The organism is Shouchella sp. JSM 1781072 (assembly GCF_041949915.1).
Taxonomy (GTDB): domain Bacteria; phylum Bacillota; class Bacilli; order Bacillales; family Bacillaceae_D; genus Shouchella.
Map to the genome: position 1 here is coordinate 548,818 of NZ_JBHFQE010000003.1, position 19,468 is coordinate 568,285.

The 19,468-nt window shown below is 41.5% G+C and carries 22 protein-coding genes; all 22 read right to left on the bottom strand.

The genetic code is table 11. The features are described from left to right. Positions 1–18: 18 nt before the first annotated feature. Complete coding sequence (gene murA / locus ACE1TH_RS16735; protein WP_099304469.1) at positions 19–1,317, bottom strand: UDP-N-acetylglucosamine 1-carboxyvinyltransferase; 1,299 nt, start codon at positions 1,315–1,317, stop codon at positions 19–21. Between the two features lie 41 nt (positions 1,318–1,358). Next, positions 1,359–2,114 (bottom strand): YwmB family TATA-box binding protein, encoded by a 756-nt coding sequence (locus ACE1TH_RS16740; protein WP_255224203.1) that lies wholly within the window; start codon positions 2,112–2,114, stop codon positions 1,359–1,361. 102 nt (positions 2,115–2,216) lie between these two features. Further along, a complete protein-coding gene (locus ACE1TH_RS16745; RefSeq protein ID WP_099304473.1) occupies positions 2,217–2,450 on the bottom strand; it encodes a DUF1146 family protein in 234 nt (77 codons plus the stop codon). 331 nt (positions 2,451–2,781) lie between these two features. Next, positions 2,782–3,180, bottom strand: coding sequence for a F0F1 ATP synthase subunit epsilon (locus ACE1TH_RS16750; protein WP_255224204.1), 399 nt, complete (start codon positions 3,178–3,180; stop codon positions 2,782–2,784). 63 nt (positions 3,181–3,243) lie between these two features. After that, positions 3,244–4,659, bottom strand: coding sequence for a F0F1 ATP synthase subunit beta (atpD, locus tag ACE1TH_RS16755; RefSeq protein ID WP_255225415.1), 1,416 nt, complete (start codon positions 4,657–4,659; stop codon positions 3,244–3,246). Between the two features lie 27 nt (positions 4,660–4,686). After that, a complete protein-coding gene (atpG, locus tag ACE1TH_RS16760) occupies positions 4,687–5,550 on the bottom strand; it encodes an ATP synthase F1 subunit gamma (protein WP_099304479.1) in 864 nt (287 codons plus the stop codon). Between the two features lie 39 nt (positions 5,551–5,589). Beyond that, positions 5,590–7,104, bottom strand: coding sequence for a F0F1 ATP synthase subunit alpha (atpA, locus tag ACE1TH_RS16765; protein ID WP_255224205.1), 1,515 nt, complete (start codon positions 7,102–7,104; stop codon positions 5,590–5,592). A 27-nt stretch (positions 7,105–7,131) separates the two neighbouring features. Next, entirely contained in the window at positions 7,132–7,677 is a 546-nt protein-coding gene (locus ACE1TH_RS16770; protein ID WP_099304483.1) for a F0F1 ATP synthase subunit delta, read from the bottom strand. Further along, on the bottom strand, positions 7,674–8,165 hold the full coding sequence (atpF, locus tag ACE1TH_RS16775; RefSeq protein ID WP_099304485.1) for a F0F1 ATP synthase subunit B: 492 nt from the start codon (positions 8,163–8,165) through the stop codon (positions 7,674–7,676). The genes ACE1TH_RS16770 and atpF overlap by 4 nt, the downstream gene beginning before the upstream one ends. 108 nt (positions 8,166–8,273) lie before the next feature. After that, a complete protein-coding gene (atpE, locus tag ACE1TH_RS16780; protein WP_099304487.1) occupies positions 8,274–8,489 on the bottom strand; it encodes a F0F1 ATP synthase subunit C in 216 nt (71 codons plus the stop codon). A 72-nt stretch (positions 8,490–8,561) separates the two neighbouring features. Beyond that, positions 8,562–9,308 (bottom strand): F0F1 ATP synthase subunit A, encoded by a 747-nt coding sequence (gene atpB / locus ACE1TH_RS16785; RefSeq protein ID WP_099304489.1) that lies wholly within the window; start codon positions 9,306–9,308, stop codon positions 8,562–8,564. 4 nt (positions 9,309–9,312) lie between these two features. Then, complete coding sequence (locus ACE1TH_RS16790) at positions 9,313–9,720, bottom strand: ATP synthase subunit I (RefSeq protein ID WP_099304491.1); 408 nt, start codon at positions 9,718–9,720, stop codon at positions 9,313–9,315. Next, positions 9,713–9,943 (bottom strand): AtpZ/AtpI family protein, encoded by a 231-nt coding sequence (locus tag ACE1TH_RS16795; protein ID WP_255225416.1) that lies wholly within the window; start codon positions 9,941–9,943, stop codon positions 9,713–9,715. The genes ACE1TH_RS16790 and ACE1TH_RS16795 overlap by 8 nt, the downstream gene beginning before the upstream one ends. A gap of 350 nt (positions 9,944–10,293) precedes the next feature. Beyond that, on the bottom strand, positions 10,294–12,576 hold the full coding sequence (locus tag ACE1TH_RS16800) for a S8 family serine peptidase (protein ID WP_303708942.1): 2,283 nt from the start codon (positions 12,574–12,576) through the stop codon (positions 10,294–10,296). A gap of 191 nt (positions 12,577–12,767) precedes the next feature. Then, on the bottom strand, positions 12,768–13,397 hold the full coding sequence (gene upp, locus ACE1TH_RS16805) for a uracil phosphoribosyltransferase (RefSeq protein WP_099304497.1): 630 nt from the start codon (positions 13,395–13,397) through the stop codon (positions 12,768–12,770). A gap of 176 nt (positions 13,398–13,573) precedes the next feature. After that, positions 13,574–14,827: a serine hydroxymethyltransferase gene (glyA, locus tag ACE1TH_RS16810; protein ID WP_375079582.1), complete on the bottom strand. Its 1,254-nt coding sequence runs from the start codon at positions 14,825–14,827 to the stop codon at positions 13,574–13,576. 107 nt (positions 14,828–14,934) lie between these two features. After that, complete coding sequence (locus ACE1TH_RS16815) at positions 14,935–15,477, bottom strand: TIGR01440 family protein (protein WP_099304501.1); 543 nt, start codon at positions 15,475–15,477, stop codon at positions 14,935–14,937. Beyond that, positions 15,477–15,923, bottom strand: a complete 447-nt coding sequence (gene rpiB, locus ACE1TH_RS16820; RefSeq protein ID WP_099304503.1) for a ribose 5-phosphate isomerase B — start codon at positions 15,921–15,923, stop codon at positions 15,477–15,479. Before rpiB ends, ACE1TH_RS16815 begins: the two co-directional genes overlap by 1 nt. Positions 15,924–15,975: 52 nt before the next feature. Further along, the gene (locus ACE1TH_RS16825; RefSeq protein WP_099304505.1) at positions 15,976–17,295 is read right to left on the bottom strand and encodes a methyl-accepting chemotaxis protein; all 1,320 of its coding nucleotides are present in this window, start codon (positions 17,293–17,295) and stop codon (positions 15,976–15,978) included. A 19-nt stretch (positions 17,296–17,314) separates the two neighbouring features. Further along, positions 17,315–17,746: a low molecular weight protein arginine phosphatase gene (locus ACE1TH_RS16830; protein WP_099304507.1), complete on the bottom strand. Its 432-nt coding sequence runs from the start codon at positions 17,744–17,746 to the stop codon at positions 17,315–17,317. Positions 17,747–17,810: 64 nt separating this feature from the next. Next, a complete protein-coding gene (locus ACE1TH_RS16835; protein WP_099304509.1) occupies positions 17,811–18,353 on the bottom strand; it encodes a manganese efflux pump MntP in 543 nt (180 codons plus the stop codon). A gap of 284 nt (positions 18,354–18,637) precedes the next feature. Next, positions 18,638–19,441 (bottom strand): ribonuclease E inhibitor RraB, encoded by an 804-nt coding sequence (locus ACE1TH_RS16840; protein ID WP_099304511.1) that lies wholly within the window; start codon positions 19,439–19,441, stop codon positions 18,638–18,640. Between the last annotated feature and the right edge of the window lie 27 nt (positions 19,442–19,468).

A 19,468-nucleotide genomic window follows, 5' to 3' on the forward strand; every position in this document is an offset into this window, starting at 1 on the left:
TTTCCCTGGAAATACGACTTATAGCAACTCCGCAGTCTTTTCAAATTCATTTTCTAACTGTTCTTCTACACGCTCAATGTCAGCGCCTAATGCTTTCAATTTCTCCGTTAATGCCACGTACCCACGATCTAAGTGCTTTAATTCTGTAACGCGCGTATATCCATCCGCTACAAGCCCTGCAATGACTAACGCTGCACCTGCACGTAAATCTGTCGCGCCTACTTCAGCACCTTGTAAAGAAGTCGGACCTGACACAATAGCAGAACGGCCTTCAATTTTGATGTTTCCGTTCATTCTACGGAATTCTTCTACGTGCATAAAGCGGTTTTCAAATACCGTTTCTGTTACAACACTCGTGCCTTCCGCTCGAATAAGCAATGCCATCATTTGCGCTTGCATATCTGTAGGGAAGCCTGGGTGAGGCATTGTTTTAATATCAACTGCTTTTAACACTTCAGGTCCAATAACACGTAGCCCTGTTTCACCTTCTTGAATCTCAACACCCATTTCGCGCATTTTCGCTACAAGCGGACGCATGTGCTCTGCAATGGCACCTTCAACAAATACATCTCCACCAGTAATTGCTGCAGCAACCATAAACGTTCCTGCTTCAATTCTATCTGGAATGACCGAGTGTACAGCACCGTGAAGCGCTTCTACACCTTCAATCTTAATGACACCAGTTCCAGCGCCTCTTACTTTTCCACCCATTGCATTTAAATAATTCGCTAAATCAACAATTTCCGGCTCTTCAGCAACATTCTCAATGATTGTTGTCCCTTCTGCAAGGGCAGCAGCCATCATAATGTTTTCTGTCGCTCCTACGCTTGGGAAATCAAGATATATTTTCGTTCCTTGTAACTTCCCATCAATGCGAGCTTCAATAAACCCGTTACCAATTTCAACTGTTGCTCCCATCGCTTCAAACCCTTTTAAATGTTGCTCAATTGGACGTGAACCGATGGCACACCCACCAGGTAATGCGATTCTCGCTCGACCAACACGTGCAAGCAATGGACCCATTACTAAAAAGGACGCACGCATTTTTCGAACATATTCAAATGGTGCTTCTGTTTTTAACGTACGATTTGCGTGGACGACAAAACGACCATCTTCATAATCAACTGCAACATTTAAATTGGTTAGAACCTCTTTCATTGTATAAACATCTGTAAGAGATGGCACTTCTTCAATAACACTATTTCCATTTTCCGCTAAGATTGATGCTGCTATTACAGGTAGTACGGCATTCTTTGCACCTTCTACCTTCACGGAGCCGTGCAGCTTGTTGCCGCCACGGACAATGATTTTTTCCAACGTATTCCCCTCCGCGTCTGATATTTGTCTCTTCTATATTATCAATATTCAGTCGTAATTATAGGCGTTCCAAAAGTTACTGTTGTTCTAGAGCCCAACTCTTGATTTTCGCGCAAAGCGATTTGAACATTCATCTCTTTATCACCGCTTGTAGCAATACCATTCATCCATTCTTCATGATATGCAGATAAAGACACAAACGTTTTTTCATCTAGGGCTTCTAATTTTGTTGCGCCCAATTCACTCATAAACCGTTCTGCCTCAATGACTAAGTCTTGAGACGAATCATCCATTTCGGCTGTTAATTCATAAAAAGGCATGGATGATTGTAAATCAATACCTAATTTGTTCATTCGGTCTTCTAACCATTGTTGATCCTTCACTACCGAACCATCACTTGAGATCAGCTCATACGTTTTTTCGATTTCATACCCATTTGATGTTTTCGTTGCTAACATCTTTATGTTCTCATGTAACTCTTCCTCATAAGAACCATTTGTAAACGTCACATGTATATAATTTCCATTTTCTTCAACAGCAGTCCGTTCGAATTCTGAAAAAGCCGTTTCAAACGATTCCACTTCCAAAGAAAAATCATCCACACGTTCCGTTTTGCTTTTTATACGTACATGCCAGTCAGTCACTGTCATTTTATTTCTCTCAACAAGTTCTTGAAAGGCACTGATCTGATTATAAAATGTATCGTCGTTCTTTGATGTCCCTTTATCAAAAGCGAATAATGCGCCACAGAATATAAAGATAAGCAATAAAAAACAAACAGAATACATTTTATTCATATCAACATTTCCCTCCAGGACTAAAAGGTTTCTTACTACCATTTTTACCTGAAGCGAAAAAAGCATACATAAAAAACAAAGGTTCTTATCACATATTTTTATTTAGAAAAAATATGGAAGGTACCGAACAGCTTGGGCATACTCAATAAAAAAACGAGCAATCAAATGACCCAGTGCAATTGCCACCAAAACTTTTAATAACGTTGCTTGGGTACTCTTAGGATTTTTCACGAACAAGTCAAAGCGAAACGATTGTAACGCCCACCATGCTATGACTAAACCGAGGAGATTCGATAGAATATGTATAAATGCTTCCAAACCTAATTCGCTTGTCAACCTTATGACCCCATTTCCTACTACATCTCCAATAAAACTAAAGTCAAGCTAAAAGTTCGCAATCCATTTTCAATCATAACGGATTTACGCTTAAAAAGCTACCGCTTTCGTGAAGGAAATCTTTCCACTTTCATAACAAAAAATGAAGATTTGGTTACAATTTAGAATGATCTTTAAGTAAAGCGCATTCAATTGTTTACATACCCGAACTTTTAAAAATTTAATCTTCATTTGAAGAATTGCACTTATATTTTTTTACAAGTTTTACTATTTTTTGAACAAAAAAATCACTAGCCTGTTGATTTATCAACGACTAGTGATTTTGTTTCTATTATTGTTTTGCCACTTCTAAACGAGTTACTGCTCTTCTTAACGCAGCTTCTGCACGCGCTTTATCGATGTGCGCACCACTGTCATTTAAGCGTTTCTCTGCACGTTCTTTTGCATTCTCAGCACGCTCGGTGTTGATTTGCTCAGGACGCTCAGCAGTCTCAGCTAGTATCGTGACTTGATCTGGACGAACTTCGATAAAACCACCGCTGACGGATACTTGGTCTTCTTTGCCGTCTTTCAAAAAACGAGCAGGTCCAACCGTGAGCGGAGAAACAAGCGGAATGTGTTTTGCTTTAATTCCGAGCTCTCCTTCTGTTGTCTTCACAACAACAAGCTCAGCATCACTTGTATATACAGCACCGTCTGGAGTTACGACACTTACTTGTACGGTTTCCATAGAACCCCTCCTTATCGGCTAGCTTTAGAAAAGGAAACGGTTTAGTCCGCTTCCTCCTCTCTATTACTGGGCCATTTCCTTCGCTTTTTCGACAACTTCTTCAATGCGTCCTACTAAACGGAATGCATCTTCAGGAAGATCATCGTATTTACCTGCAAGAATATCTTTGAACCCTGCGATTGTTTCTTTTACAGGAACATAAGATCCAGGCTGACCAGTAAATTGCTCTGCCACGTGGAAGTTTTGTGATAAGAAGAATTGAATACGACGCGCACGAGCAACGACTAACTTATCATCTTCTGATAATTCTTCCATACCAAGAATCGCAATAATATCTTGTAATTCACGGTATTTCTGTAAAGTCTGCTGAACGTCACGCGCAATATTGTAATGTTCTTCCCCAACAACTTCTGGAGAAAGGGCACGTGATGTTGATGCAAGTGGATCTACTGCAGGGTAAATCCCTTGCTCTGTTAATTTACGCTCAAGGTTTGTTGTTGCATCTAAGTGAGCAAACGCCGTCGCTGGAGCTGGATCCGTATAATCATCCGCCGGTACATAGATTGCTTGAATGGATGTAACAGAGCCTTTTTTCGTTGATGTGATTCGCTCTTGAAGTTGACCCATCTCTGTAGCAAGCGTCGGCTGGTAACCTACCGCTGAAGGCATACGACCGAGTAGGGCAGATACTTCAGAACCTGCTTGTGTGAAACGGAAAATGTTATCAACGAACAGAAGTACGTCGGCACCTTGGTCATCACGGAAATATTCAGCCATTGTTAAACCAGATAGAGCTACGCGCATACGGGCACCAGGTGGTTCGTTCATTTGACCGAATACCATTGCCGTTTTCTTAATAACGCCAGCATCTGTCATTTCATGATATAAGTCATTTCCTTCACGAGTACGCTCACCAACGCCGGCAAATACTGAAATACCGCCATGCTCTTGGGCAACGTTATTAATAAGTTCTTGAATAAGTACGGTCTTTCCAACTCCGGCACCACCGAACAAGCCAACTTTACCACCTTTTGTATAAGGAGCAAGTAAATCAACAACTTTAATACCTGTTTCAAGGATTTCTGTTGTAGTAGTTAGTTCATCGAAGCTAGGTGCATCACGGTGAATCGGGTCGCGACGTGTTCCTGCTGGTACTGGTTCTTTTAGGTCAATTTCTTCGCCTAAAACGTTAAATACGCGCCCTAGTGTTTCTTCCCCAACGGGTACAGAAATTGGAGCTCCCGTATCTTCTGCTTCTGTTCCACGCATTAATCCATCAGTTGAACCCATGGCTACCGTGCGAACTGTATCATTTCCAAGGTGAAGAGCTACCTCTAGTGTTACGGTTACATCAACAGCGTTGTTTGAGCCACCAGTTTGGTTTACTCGAAGTGCGCTGTTAATTTGAGGTAGTTGACCACTTGGAAATTTAACGTCCACGACCGGTCCTGTAATTTGAATAATACGGCCTGTTGACATCATGTTCCCTCCTAATTCACATACGTTCTATTCTAAAGCGGCTGCACCGCCAACAATCTCAGTAATTTCTTGGGTAATTGCTGCTTGTCTTGCTCGGTTATAAGAAAGTGTAAGGTCATCAATTAGTGACGATGCGTTATCAGACGCTGCACTCATCGCTGTCATACGAGCACCGAACTCACTTGCTTTTGCATCCAATAATGCACCATATATTAAGCTTTCTGCATAACGAGGTAGAACAGCTTCAAGAATTTCTCTTTCAGATGGCTCATATTCGTAAAGTCCAACGCTCGAAGCTTCTTTTTCTTCTTTAGAAGCAAGCGGTAGAAGCTTTTGTTCAGTAACGGTTTGCGTCATTGCTGATACGAAATGGTTATACCAGATATAGAGTTCATCAAACACGCCATCTGCAAACATTTCAACGGATGTTTTTGCGAGTCCTCTAATGTCAGAAAATCCTGGTTGATCTGGCACTTCAATCATTTCTTGGATAATCGGTTGGTTTCGTGTACGTAACAGATCGCGCCCAATTTTACCCAAGACAATAATTGCATATTCATCTGTTGAAGAGTGTCTAGATTGAATGGTTTTCATCATGTCTCTTAGAAGACTTGAATTGTAACCACCAGCTAAACCCGTATCTGAAGAAATGAAGATATAGCCCGTTTTTTTGACAGGACGTTCTTCTAGCATTGGATGACTGACGTCACTACCAGCAGAGGCCATATTGTTTACAACCTCACGCATTTTTCTAGCGTATACTTCATAGCTTTGAGCTTTTTCCTGCGCACGGTTCAATTTTGCTGCTGATACCATTTGCATTGCTTTTGTAATTTGACGCGTTTTCTTTGTAGAGTTTATACGATTTTTTATATCGCGCAAAGAAGCCATTTGTTCACCGCCTTTCTAAGCAAAACTTAAGAAAATAGACTATTCATTCGATGCAACGAAACCTTTTTTGAACGATTCAATTGCTGCTTTGAACTCACTTTCTTCAGGAAGGTTTCCTGTTGTGCGAATGTGCTCTAGTAATTCGTTGTTATTGCTCTCAAGGAACGTAAACAATTCTGATTCAAAACGTAAGCAGTCACTAACTGGAATATCATCTAAGTAGCCTTTTGTTAAAGCAAAGATGATGGCAACTTGCTTTTCAACCGGAAGCGGCTGGTTTAAATCTTGCTTTAAAAGCTCAACTGTACGTTGTCCACGATTTAAACGAGCTTGAGTAGCTGCATCTAGGTCAGAACCAAATTGTGAGAATGCTTCTAGCTCACGGTAAGCTGCTAAGTCAAGACGAAGCGTACCTGCCACTTTTTTCATTGCTTTGATTTGTGCAGAACCACCTACTCGTGATACGGAAATACCCGGGTTAACGGCTGGTCTTACACCCGAGTGGAACAAGTCAGACTGTAAGAATACTTGTCCATCTGTAATGGAAATAACGTTTGTAGGGATATAAGCTGATACATCGCCTGCTTGTGTTTCAATAAACGGAAGCGCCGTAATAGAACCGCCACCTAAATCATCATTTAACTTCGCTGCACGCTCTAGTAAGCGAGAGTGTAAGTAGAAAACGTCACCTGGGAATGCTTCACGACCTGGAGGACGACGAAGAAGTAGAGACATTTCACGATACGCTGCTGCTTGTTTTGATAAATCATCATAAATAACAAGAACATGCTTGCCATCATACATAAACTCTTCAGCCATCGATACGCCTGTATATGGCGCTAAGAATAGCATTGGCGCTGGATCAGATGCACCTGCAGAAACGACGATCGTATAATCAAGCGCACCACGCTGACGAAGAGTTTCAACAACACCAGATACTGTTGATTCTTTTTGACCAATTGCTACATACACACAGATCATATCTTGATCTTTTTGGTTAAGGATTGTATCAATCGCAATTGACGTTTTCCCTGTTTGACGGTCACCGATAATAAGCTCACGCTGTCCACGACCGATTGGAATCATAGAATCGATTGATTTAATTCCTGTTTGAAGCGGCTCATGTACTGATTTACGCGCCATAACACCAGGAGCAGCACCTTCAACGGGACGTGTTTTTGTTGTATGAATAGGACCTAATCCGTCTACAGGCTGACCAAGTGGGTTTACAACACGACCAAGAAGTTCGCTTCCAACTGGAACTTCCATGATACGTCCTGTACGCTTCACTTCGTCTCCTTCACGAATGTTTTCGTAAGGCCCTAAAATGATGATACCAATGCTATCTTCCTCTAGGTTCTGAGCCATACCCATTACACCAGTAGAGAACTCTAAAAGCTCCCCTGCCATAACATTATCTAAACCGTATGCGAAGGCAATTCCGTCTCCAACGCGAATAACGGTACCAACGTCTTGTACGTCTACACTGGTTTCAAATTGATCAATCTGCTGCTTAATGAGCGAGCTAATTTCAGTTGCTTTAATGCTTGCCATTCGTTTTCACCCCTAACTGACAAATTGTTACTTCCCTGCAAGAATCCCTTTTTCAAGGCGATCAAGCTGTCCTTTTACACTGCCATCGTAGACACGATCACCAATGCGGACTTTTATTCCACCAACGAGTTGTTCTTGAACGACGTTCGTTACTTCTAACGCACGTTTGCCCACTTTAGGTGCAAAAACAACTGCGATTTGTTCTTTTTCAGAATCACTTAACGGTTTTGCTGAGTAGACAAATGCTTCAGCAATCCCTTTTTGTTCGTTGTTTAGTTTCTTGTATTCAGAAGCAAGTTCAGGAATAACAGAATAACGCGAGCGCTCCATTAAGCGCATCATTAATGCTAACGTCGTTTCCTTTACATTGTTCTGAAATGCTTGCTTAATTAATTGAGCTTTTTTCTCTTGAGAAAGGCCTGGAACTTCAAGTAGTCGCTGCAATTCTGGCGTTTGTCCAAACACCTCAGAAACTAGCTCCAAATCCTGTTCAAAATCGTCCGCTTGACCTTTTGCTACACCTAACTCAAAAAGAGCAACAGCGTAACGATTGGCTACCGCTTTGTTGCTCATAGCTCTTCGCCCGCTTGTTTAAGATACTCTTGAACTAGCTTGTCTTGTTCACTTGCGTCAAGTTCTTTTTCAATCACTTTCTGTGCAATTAAGACAGATAGAGATGCGACTTGCTCACGTAGTGCTGTAACAGCTTGTTCTTTCTCATTACGAATTTCAGCAAGCGCTTGCTGCTGAATACGATCTGCTTCAGCCTTCGCTTCGCGGACGATATCTCGGCCTTGCTGTTCGCCAACTTTTTTAGCATTTTCAATTAACTCACGTGCTTCAACACGTGCTTGTTTTAACTCATCTTTTTGATCTTCAAGCATTTTTTCCGCTTCTTTACGGTTACGCTCTGCAGAATCAATTTGGTCATTAATCATATCTTGACGCTTTTGCATAACACCCATCAATGGCTTAAGTGCAAATTTCGCAATAAGAAGCATTAATAGCGTGAAAGCAAAAAGTTGATAAAGCGCTGAGCCCCAATCAAGTACTTCAAACATCGTTACACCCCTTTTTCTATCAGAAGTCGGTCCTTACATAAGGAAAGGCGAGAGGTTCTAAAGTAGAACGCTGTCGCCTCTCCATGATTTCCGTATGAAAAAATGCAGTTAGCCTAAGAAGTACATTAAGAAAGCAAGAACTACTGCAAGAATAGGAACAGCCTCTGCAAGCGGTGCACCAATAAACATAAGCGTTTGTAGTGGACCACGTTGTTCTGGTTGACGAGCCACCCCTTCAAGAACTGCTTTTACGATGATGGCAACACCAATTGCGCCACCAAGTGCAGCCAAACCTGCTGCAATACCTGCTGCTAAGTGCGTCATAACTATTTTTCCTCCTCAAAATTGGTTAGTTGGTTTATTTCCTATAAATAATCGCTCTAAAAAGAGCAGAGATTAATGTTGTTCAACTTTATGCGACATATAGACCATTGCAAGCATTGCGAAAATGTACGCTTGAATGGAGCCGATAAAGATACTAAATGCTTGCCAAGCCATGGTTGGTAAGAGCGTAACAATCCCAAGACCAACACCTTGAAATACACCGTAGTTAAATCCAAGTGTACCAAGTGTAACTAAGAGAATTAATAACACTTCTTTTGCGAAAATGTTACCAAACAAACGCATTCCAAGTGTTAGGAAGTTCGATACTTCTTCAATAATCTTGAATGGAAGCAATACCCATACAGGTTGAACATATCCTTTTAAGTAGCCGCTAACACCTGTCATCTTAATGCCATAAATATGTGTTAACAAAATGACGAACGCTGCCATTGTTAAAGCTAAGATTGGATCCGATGTAGGAGAGCGCCAAATGACATAGTGATTTGAATCGCTTGTTACAAGCTCGAATGGAATACCCATCATATTTGCAACGAACATATAGAATAATAGCGCATAGGCAAGGACGATAAAGCGACCGCCTGTTTTCCAATCCATATTCGCTTTAATAATTCCACGAACAAAATCGATAACCCACTCAATAAAGTTCTGTAACCCGGTTGGTCTCATCGCAAGTTTTCTTGCACCAATCACTGAGATCAAAAATACAATTAAACAGGCTACGGTTGTCGTAAATACAGTTGTTAGGTTAAACGGAATGTTAAACCACGGGTCGTACCAATAAATATCTTGTGAATCCATTGTTTCACCTCTTTCGCCTATTAGCTTTTATTACTAAATCCACCATCATGACAATGTACATAAGCGCAATCCCGATCACGACCGCTATCAGATGAAACGTATCAGGATACAAGAGTGCAAGACCAACTGCCACGAGTGCGAGGAGCATTCGAAAAACATAACCGAGCCCTACAATTAACATGGAAAAGGTGCTTGAGGATGTTTTTCCAACGTGCCGTGCGTTTCGATAGGTTGTCCAAAGGTTAAGGTAGCTTGCTCCATAACCAAGGAGCAGACCAAGAAAGACATGCTGAGCGGAGGAAATAAAGTATCCTACGAGAAAAACAGCTGCCACTAGCAAGGATACAAGTGAATAACGCTTCATCTGTGACCATGCGCTTATCGGTTCATGGCTGTGTTGCATTTCAGTCATCGTCTCCTAAAAAAGGCTGAACCGCTTTGTAAATTCCGTACATTCCGGAAAACATTCCGAAAAAAAGGCAAATTAGAAAGAAAATTGGTTCAGTACCTAACCATCTATCGAGCCACAATCCAAGAAATAAGCCTCCGATTGTTCCTCCAAGTATGCAAGATGTGATGGTTGAAACTAACACAAACGCTCGCATTGGATTCTTATTTGGTTTCGCCAATGACATGTCTCCCTTCATTGAATGAAAACCTATACAATCGCATATGTAACCCTTATCATGGTAACCCTTAGTAATCGTACAATAGCCACTTTCCGCTGTCAACGAATTTTGAAAGAATCTCAAAAGAGTTTAAAAATAATGAATGATTGTTCACATAACTGTCATAGATCTTTACAAATCCATTAACAACACGATTGAACAAAGCATTTTCTCTTGAAAATTAAGCTCCTTATGAATTGATTTGACTTTCTATTCAAGCAGTTAAAAGCAATTTGTTTGACAATCGCTTATCAGTATGGCCAAAATCTACACAAAAAAATCAACACAACAACGCTGCATTGATTTTTTTGCTATCATTATGGACCGACCCATTCTTCACCAATATCAACGATCGCTTCAATGGTATCTGACTTACCTTCATTCACCGCATGAATAAACGCTAGATACCGCCCCGGTTCGACGTTAAGATCATCAATTTCACCACTTACCATGCCTCGTTTTTGATTCTGGTTTTCAACAATTGTAGCGATGTATTCGAACGTATCAGGATCATACAGATGTACACTAGACTCTTCTGCACCACCTGGTAAGTAGTACTCGTAATAGTACCCGTTTTCCTTATCACTATGGGCCATTTGAAACGCCATCACTCGAGGATAATTCGGTTCTTCCATAAATAGCATATAGGGAATCGTAATGGCATTCTCGTTTTCATTCACATTAATTAAGCCCGTATGAAGGCCACTTTGTAATAAATTCGTATCGATTGTCGCTTTCAACGTAACTGCTTGCGTTGACTGCGCTTCAACCTTTACTCCTTCAACCATTTCCCATGTGACGCCATCTAATTCGCCAATAGGAGGGTCAATCGTGTAGTCTTTTGCATGATCGCTTAGATTTTCAATGTCGATCACTAACTCTCTTGTAAGGGTGCTGTTCCCTTTTTTCATTGCACCAAACGAAAGTGTCGCAGGGGAAATGAGGGATTCCGTATTGACCGCTTCATCCACTTGTAAGCGACCCGTTCCTTGTTCAAAGGGCAAATAATCATTTCCTTGTTCGTCTTGTAACCGCTTTGTCGTATTCATTAGCGCGGCTTTCACTTGTTCAGGTGACCACTCAGGGTGTTGTTCTAAAAGTAATGCAGCAGCCCCTGCCACATGTGGGCTTGCCATACTCGTTCCATTCAGGTCAAGGTATCCTTTTGGGACAGTGCTTTGAATCGCTACTCCTGGTGCAACAATGTCAGGTTTAATAGCCCATGTTTCCGTTACAGGACCTCTAGAACTAAAAGGCGCCATTAGATCCTGTTTGATGTCATAGTGGGTTTCAACTTTTACTTTGTTCTTTTTATTCTTTAGTAAAGAAACCAATGCTTCGCCCTCTTCCTTACTAACCGTCGCGCCTGTAATGGGAATCGGTTCAGTAACAGCTCCTGCAAAAGTTCCATCTAAATTATTGTAGATTAACGCCGCTTTCGCACCTGCTTTAGATGCTAAAGCGAGCTTTTCAGCAAAATTAGATCGACCTCTTTTAATAAGAACGAGCTTATCTTTTACATCTTTTCCGCTATAGTCGGACAATAATCCGTGACCTACATCGACTAAATCAAGACTTTCTTTTAATTTCCAACTTTTCGCTCCTAAAATTGGTACAAGTGAAAGCTCCTCATCAAGTCCTTTAACTTGAATCGACGGCACTTCAATTGGTGGAAGAGATGCCCCAACAGAGATTGCTTTTGTCGATGTTCCAGGAGATCCTACAGACCACATATTCGGTCCACTGTTTCCATTTGACGTAACAGCTACAACGCCTTTTTCCACAACACGGTCTAAAGCCAAACTTGTCGGCCAGTCAGGTCCATTGACCGTATTACCTAACGACAAATTCAAGACGTCCACTTCGTCTTCCACCGCTCGTTCAATCGCTTCTAAAATGTGCTCTGTCGTTCCTTGCCCCCCTGGACCAAGGGCGCGATAGGCATAGATATCTGCTTCAGGAGCAACCCCTGTTATTCTACCGTTAGCCGCAATAATTCCGGCAACGTGGGTTCCATGTAACGTTGGTTCCCCTTGTGATTTTTTCGTTTCCATTGGATCTTGATCTTGATCGACGATATCATAGCCACCTTGATAATTTCTTTGTAAATCCGGATGCTTATAATCGACTCCCGTATCAATAATTCCGACCTTCACGCCTTTTCCAGTGAGATGACGCTCTTTTCCGTCCCTCATATCAATTAGATCTTTGCCAGCCCCAATGAATGGAATGCTTCCTTCCAGACTAGGTTGATAATGAGCAACATCATCTACTCGAGCAATGACGCTTAATTGCGTTAATCGATCTATATCTTTTTCGGCAATTTCTAATGAAAAGCCACCATACACATTTTCATAAATATTTCTTATTGATGCTGAAGAAATTCGTTCCTCTACAACTTGCACCGCGCGATGAACGTCTCCAGACGCAGACACAATGACGACTCTTTTGCTACCGTCAATCGTGTGCTTTTTTTCAATTGGGCTCCGTTCTGCTGCAAAGACAGATTCTGTTCCAATTGGTATGATGAAGGTTTGAATCACAAGAAGGATACTTATTATGCCTAATAATAACGGCCGCACGTTCCCTTGATTAATCATACTTTCCGTCTCCCCTATTGCTTGTCGTGACGTTTAGTATGAGTATTTATGTGCCGTTTTATGCAAAAAAAAGAAAGGCTGCACCTTGTGCAAAAAGCACGAATAACAAGCGGTCAGACACTTTCATTCCCAACAGAAAAAATTAAAAAGACCCATGAATGATTTTTCATCACTCATGGGGCATTTGTTATTTATTTTGTACCAAATAAGCGGTCGCCAGCGTCCCCTAATCCTGGAACGATGTACCCTTTTTCATTTAGTTTTTCATCAAGAGCGGCTAAATAGATGTCTACATCCGGGTGCTCTTCTTGCACATATTCAACGCCTTCTGGTGCGGCAACTAAACAAATCAATCGCATGTTCTTAGCGCCACGCTTCTTTAAGCTATTAATCGCTTCCACCACTGATCCTCCTGTAGCAAGCATTGGATCAATAACAAGAAGTTCTCTCTCTTCAATATCCTTAGGTAACTTTACGTAGTATTCAATAGGTTTGAACGTTTCAGGATCACGATATAGGCCAACGTGACCAACACGAGCTGCTGGAATCATGTTAAGAATTCCGTCAGACATTCCAATTCCCGCTCTTAAGATCGGGATAAGGCCAAGCTTTTTCCCAGCAAGTTTTTTCACACGAGCTGGTCCAACAGGCGTTTCAATCTCTGCATCTTCTAACGGTAAATCACGCGTTACTTCGAAAGCCATTAACGCAGCAACTTCGTCTACAAGCTCACGAAATTCTTTTGTTCCAGTTGTCTTATCGCGTATATAAGATAATTTGTGCTGAATAAGTGGATGATCTAGTACATGTACTTTTCCCAATTTCGTCACTTCCTTTTAAAAATTCGTCAAACCTCGACATACTCTGAACGATTTTACCCGAAAACTACCTGCTCATACAAGTGTACAAATACAGAAACCTTTGTAAAATGTTCCCTAGATGCAAATCTCTCAGGAAAAAGCAGCAATAGGCTAAGCCTACTACTGCTCATTATTTTTTATAAATTGGCGTACATTGGATACTTTGATGTGAGTGAAGCAACACGCTCTCGCACTTGCTCAAGCACGTCTTCATTCTCAACGTTTTTTAACGTTAGCGCAATTAACTCACCAATTTCATCCATAGCAGCTAAATCAAGTCCACGAGACGTGACAGCTGCCGTACCGATCCGAATACCACTTGTTACAAATGGTTTTTCTGGATCATACGGGATCGTGTTCTTGTTTGTTGTAATCCCTACTGCATCTAACGCTTTTTCTGCAACTTTTCCTGTTAATTTTTGCGAGCGCAAATCAAGTAACACAAGATGATTATCCGTTCCACCTGATACAATGTCGACACCTTCTGCTTGAAGCTTTTGACCAAGTCTCTGTGCATTTTCAATAACTGCTTTTCCGTAAGCTTTGAAATCACTTGAAAGAGCTTCGCCAAACGAAACAGCTTTCGCTGCGATGACATGCATTAACGGGCCACCTTGAATACCAGGGAAAATAGATTTGTCGATCTTTTTGCCGAACTCTTCACCAGTCTCTTCATTACATAAAATCATGCCGCCACGTGGTCCACGTAATGTTTTATGGGTTGTTGTTGTGACAAAGTGTGCATAGGGAACTGGATTTTGATGAAGACCGGCCGCAACAAGACCTGCGATATGAGCCATGTCAACCATTAAGTACGCGCCCACTTCATCGGCAATTTCACGGAACTTCTTAAAGTCAATAGCTCTTGGATAAGCACTTGCACCAGCGACAATTAATTTAGGTTTGTGTTCTTGTGCAAGTTGGCGAACCACATCATAGTCGATGCGTTGATCGTCTTCGCGCACACCATACTCAACGAAGTTATATTGAACACCACTAAAGTTAACAGGGCTTCCATGGGTTAAATGACCACCGTGGGACAAATTCATTCCTAGAACCGTATCTCCATGCTCTAAAACCGTGAAGTAAACCCCCATATTTGCTTGCGCTCCTGAATGAGGCTGAACATTTACATAAGCAGCACCAAATAATTTCTTCGCACGATCACGAGCAATATCTTCTGCGATATCAACATATTCGCAGCCACCATAATAACGGCGCCCAGGGTAACCTTCTGCGTATTTATTTGTTAGAACGGATCCTTGCGCTTCCATAACCGCTTCACTTACAAAGTTCTCAGACGCAATTAACTCAATCTTATCTCGTTGACGACCTAATTCTAATTCAATCGCTTCAAAAAGAGTTGGATCTTGTGTTTTTAAATTTGTCATCTCTTCCCCGCCTTTGTTCGTAAATAATTTAATTTATTTATGATTTTAGCTTATCAGAAGCAAAAATAATAGCTTTTTCCGTAAATTAAGTTCTGTGAACTTACAAATTATTCACCAATTCTGTAATTCGCTCGCTCTCCGCCGATTAGCTTAGGACGACTGCTCGCAAATGTAACGTGCGCTGAACCAATTGTCGTAATTCCTACACGAATTGGCACTAATACAGGCTTAATATGCATGCCGATAAACGTATCACCAATGTCAATTCCTGCATCAGCTTGAACGTGTTCAACTAGAATGGGATCTTCAAGTTGTTGGAAAGCATAGGTTGCCATGGCGCCACCTGCTTGACGCACAGGTATGGCGCTCACTTCTGTAAACCCTTTGAATTCAGCTACTTTACGTTCTACGACAAGTGCACGGTTTAAATGCTCACAACATTGAAAAGCGAATTGAACATTGGTTTCATCTCGAAATCGAGCTAACGCCCGGTAGATGTCCGCCGCTATGTCCATGGAGCCTTCTTTACCGATCGACTTACCTGCAACTTCACTCGTTGAAGCTCCCACTACAAAAAGTTTTGCTTGTAACGAAGGAACCTGTTGTTGAAAAGCTTGCAACCCTTCATATAAACGCGCCTCAATCGACATTAGCGGTGCGTATCCTCGTAACTTGTAATCTTATCGATTCGGTTTGTATGGCGGCCACCTTCAAACTCTTCACCTAACCATGTGCGCACAATTTCTCCGGCAAGACCTGGTCCAATTACACGTTCACCCATTGCAATCATATTTGTATCGTTATGCTGACGTGTTGCTTTAGCACTGAAAACATCGTGAACGAGGGCACAACGAATGCCTTTTACTTTATTCGCAGCAATCGACATTCCTATGCCTGTACCACAAACAAGAATGCCGCGGTCGAAATCACCTTGAGCCACTTTTTCCGCAACTGGCAACGCATAATCAGGGTAATCAACAGACCCTTCACACTTACAACCAAAATCTTCGTACGTAAACCCTAAGTCCTTTATAACCTCAATCAACTCGTCTTTTAACCGAATTCCGCCGTGATCGGATGCAATTGCTATTCTCATTGTGCACACTCCTTCATTTTTCCCATACAAAAAGCGTCTAGTTAGGACGCTTTTATTGGTTTGATTCTATTGTAAACTTTTCGATCGTTGTCTTCAATTGCTTGGCTTGATTTGCCAAGTCTTTTGACAATGATTCAATTTCTTCTAACGCCGTAGTCTGCTCTTCGGTCATTGCCGTAACCTCTTGCGCACCTGCAGACGTTTGTTCGGCAATCGCAGCGACTTCTTCTGTTTTAACAGAGCTCGCTTCAATCGCTTGCTTCTGCTTGTCCGATAAATTGGAAATGACTTCAATCATTTCCGTAACGATCTTTGCGGATGATTCCATTTCAAGAATTGCACTCGTCGTCTTTTCACCTTGTTCCGACTGCACTCTCGCAACCGTCACTTGTTCCTCAATATTTTTCACAACTTGCTTCACTTCTTCTTGGATGGTGGAGATCAATTGATTAATGGATTCTACTGCTTGTGTACTTTCATCAGCAAGCTTTCGCACTTCACTCGCTACAACCGCAAATCCCCGACCGTGCTCTCCTGCACGAGAGGCTTCGATTGATGCATTTAAAGCCAATAAATTCGTCTGTTTTGCAATCGTACCGACAAACGCTGTAATGCTACCCACTTCTTGCGCTTGCTCCTCTAGACGATGGACCGAATCAAGTGAATGTTCTTGCTTTGTTGTTAACTCTTCAATCCCTTTCACGAGACTCGTTGTCATTTCACGACTCGTTACAAGCAATCCGCCCATTTCATTAGCTTGTTCGGCGGATCGAGACGCTTTATGTTGCATTTCATTTGCCATTTCTGTTGTTTCTTCAAGAGAAAACACCGTTTCTTGAATCGCTTGGGCCGCGTTTTCAGCACCGCTCGCAATTTCTCCCATCGTGAAACCGATCTGTTCCGCTTGAGATGACGATGTAGCTGTAGCTAGACTTAATTGCTGTACACGTTCTTCCGTTTCCACAAAGTTCCGATCAATATCGTGAACCATTCCGTTCAAATTTGAAAGCATTTGATTATAAGCAATACCTAACGCTCGTAACTCGTCATCGGATTTTGATAACTCTACGTTTCGATCAATCACACCTGAAGCCGCTTCTGTCACCGCATGTTCGAGTTGCGCCAACGGCTTCGTAATGATCGTTGATAAAAAATAACCCAGAATTCCACTCCAAATGACGCCGGCTAATAAAACTAGAAGCGTTAACCATGCAGGATCAATGTTTAACATTGAAGCAGCGTAATCTGCTAAAAAGTACAGAATGATGGCACTCGTAGCAAACGTAACGCCTGCCACTGCACTAACACCTAATACAATCTTCTTTCGAATACTAAACTTGTACCTTTTAGAGATCTTTTTCCCTGCTTCCATTCACATTCATCCTTTTCGATTAAGTTTGCCGCAAGAAATCCTTTATAGCTGTTTTGATTTGTCTCGCAGCTTGTTCATAATCCTCATCACTGCCGCCAAAAGGATCTTCAATATCATGTCCTTCTTTTCCAGCTGCTTCTTGCAAAGTTGACACACTTTGATGAGGGTAACGCTCTTCAACAATTTTTCTATGAGAAGCTGACATCGTTAATACTTTATCAGCCCAGTGAATCAATTCGTCTGATAGTGGTTGCGACTTATGGTCAACTTTTATGCCTTCTTTTTCCAATATTTTCTTTGAACCACTAGAAATGACCTGTCCATGATCAGCATGCACACCTGCCGACTTAACATTATATCGGTCGGCGCCGTATTTTTTTAAATAGGCTTCTGCTAATGGAGACCGACAAGTATTCCCTGTACATATCACTAAAATATTTTGCTTTTTCATCTTTCCACTCCTTAAATTGTTATCAACGTTTCACTAGTTTAGCACAAGTGACCCCGTTGATTCATCAAAGTGGAAGCATAATTTTTAAGCCAAAACCAATCAAAATAATTCCGCCTAAAACTTCTCCATAAGAGCCAATTAACTTATGAAATTTCGACCCAATTAGTAAGCCTATCCATGATAAACACATACTAACTGCACCAATTATTAAAACCGTCAACATGACTTTTGTCCCTAAAATACCAAACGACAAACCAGCAGAGAAGCTATCTAGGCTGACACCTAAAGCAAATAATAAGAGACCAAGCCCAATCGGTTTCAATTTCGAATCTTCTTGATCAGAAAAAGAAGCCAAGATCATTTGAACGCCGATAATGAGAAGCATACCTCCACCTATGTATGTGGCGATTACGTCGTATTTACTCGACAACCATTGCCCTGTCAACATTCCGAGTAGTGGCATAAAAACGTGAAACAAACCAATCGTGACCCCTATACGAAAAATTTGTTTCCCTGTTAGACCTAACATCCCCATACCTAGAGTCACAGAGAATGCATCCATCCCTAAAGCTGCTGCCATAATCATTATCGTCACAATCTCGTGCATTGTTTAACTCCTCCCGTAAAAACATGCTATTCGAATGTATGCACGGGTAAGGGAATTTAGACAGGCTAATAAAAACCGCTTCTAAAAAGGATGTAGACAAACATGGCATGCCTTTAGAATGGACGGTAGATTTTCAATAAGGAACCTCACGTACATAAAAAAATCCCTCCCATGTTTGTACTTTTTAAGTACCTACATGAGAGGGATTCATTTTGCTTCCTCACTCAAAACGTTTTTATATTGGTCACTGAATTTTTATTGTTTTGTTCTGAACATCGCATGTGTTATTCAGCCATGGCTCCCCAACCATCTATGGTGACTTCGTATTTTGCAGTCAAAGATTCTAAATCTCTTAACCTTCGAACAATCTCCTGGTGTGTAAGGGGAATCGTACGTGTGCACGCTAAAACGTACTCGCCTTGGTCACGATCCTCATCGACTTCGACGGTATAGCCTTCTAGTTCAATCATTTTTGCTACTTTCCGAGCCATTCGTCGATTCGAACAAAGTAAAATAAATTCCACTTCATGAGGTTTGCTCATATCGACTCCTGCATCTTTTAAACTTTGCAGGACGGCGCCGTCATCATCATTTGGAAAATCGACTGGGGTAATGTAGGTTACATTGAAAAAGTAAAATGACTTTTGTTCTTCTTCAGAGGAAAGCACTTCTTCAAACCCTAGCTCCTCTAACGTTCTCATATACTGAGTACGTCCGCCTTGATGATGAGAAACAAGAAACCCAACATCCTTCACATTGCTAAGGAAAAAATACCGCTGCCACTGTTGCAAGATTTCTCCAAACGATTGCAAACGAACAATGTCATCTGGAATGTTTGGGAAAACCGCCACTGTGTCGAGCAATCGTTCTGACTCCGTATAGAAGTATTCAATCATCCCTAACAGTTCTTCCATTTCGGGCTGATTGGAAAAATAGCTTTCGTCGAGGGCAAAAACCTCATCCGAAATTAAGTAATAAGGGATCTCACATGTTTTACGATCGACTTGCATCGTAATTGTTCCATAAATGACTTCTGTTGCTGGATCCACTTCCGCCCTATACGAAAACCGTTGCTTTGAATGCTCCATCTTATGCTCCTTTGCACCGCAGTCTTG

Excerpts from the sequence above, each read along its gene's own strand:
- atpB (WP_099304489.1), bottom strand. The coding sequence starts at position 9,308 with ATGGATTCACAAGATATTTATTGGTACGACCCGTGGTTTAACATTCCG.
- ACE1TH_RS16825 (WP_099304505.1), bottom strand. The coding sequence starts at position 17,295 with ATGGAAGCAGGGAAAAAGATCTCTAAAAGGTACAAGTTTAGTATTCGA.
- ACE1TH_RS16770 (WP_099304483.1), bottom strand. The coding sequence starts at position 7,677 with ATGAGCAACAAAGCGGTAGCCAATCGTTACGCTGTTGCTCTTTTTGAG.
- ACE1TH_RS16795 (WP_255225416.1), bottom strand. The coding sequence starts at position 9,943 with ATGTCATTGGCGAAACCAAATAAGAATCCAATGCGAGCGTTTGTGTTA.
- rpiB (WP_099304503.1), bottom strand. The coding sequence starts at position 15,923 with ATGAGAATAGCAATTGCATCCGATCACGGCGGAATTCGGTTAAAAGAC.
- ACE1TH_RS16840 (WP_099304511.1), bottom strand. The coding sequence starts at position 19,441 with ATGGAGCATTCAAAGCAACGGTTTTCGTATAGGGCGGAAGTGGATCCA.
- ACE1TH_RS16800 (WP_303708942.1), bottom strand. The coding sequence starts at position 12,576 with ATGATTAATCAAGGGAACGTGCGGCCGTTATTATTAGGCATAATAAGT.
- ACE1TH_RS16830 (WP_099304507.1), bottom strand. The coding sequence starts at position 17,746 with ATGAAAAAGCAAAATATTTTAGTGATATGTACAGGGAATACTTGTCGG.
- ACE1TH_RS16815 (WP_099304501.1), bottom strand. The coding sequence starts at position 15,477 with ATGTCGATTGAGGCGCGTTTATATGAAGGGTTGCAAGCTTTTCAACAA.
- glyA (WP_375079582.1), bottom strand. The coding sequence starts at position 14,827 with ATGACAAATTTAAAAACACAAGATCCAACTCTTTTTGAAGCGATTGAA.
- atpE (WP_099304487.1), bottom strand. The coding sequence starts at position 8,489 with ATGACGCACTTAGCAGCAGGTATTGCAGCAGGTTTGGCTGCACTTGGT.
- ACE1TH_RS16750 (WP_255224204.1), bottom strand. The coding sequence starts at position 3,180 with ATGGAAACCGTACAAGTAAGTGTCGTAACTCCAGACGGTGCTGTATAT.
- atpA (WP_255224205.1), bottom strand. The coding sequence starts at position 7,104 with ATGGCAAGCATTAAAGCAACTGAAATTAGCTCGCTCATTAAGCAGCAG.
- atpF (WP_099304485.1), bottom strand. The coding sequence starts at position 8,165 with ATGTTTGAAGTACTTGATTGGGGCTCAGCGCTTTATCAACTTTTTGCT.
- ACE1TH_RS16790 (WP_099304491.1), bottom strand. The coding sequence starts at position 9,720 with ATGACTGAAATGCAACACAGCCATGAACCGATAAGCGCATGGTCACAG.
- atpD (WP_255225415.1), bottom strand. The coding sequence starts at position 4,659 with ATGTCAACAGGCCGTATTATTCAAATTACAGGACCGGTCGTGGACGTT.
- atpG (WP_099304479.1), bottom strand. The coding sequence starts at position 5,550 with ATGGCTTCTTTGCGCGATATAAAAAATCGTATAAACTCTACAAAGAAA.
- ACE1TH_RS16835 (WP_099304509.1), bottom strand. The coding sequence starts at position 18,353 with ATGCACGAGATTGTGACGATAATGATTATGGCAGCAGCTTTAGGGATG.
- ACE1TH_RS16740 (WP_255224203.1), bottom strand. The coding sequence starts at position 2,114 with ATGAATAAAATGTATTCTGTTTGTTTTTTATTGCTTATCTTTATATTC.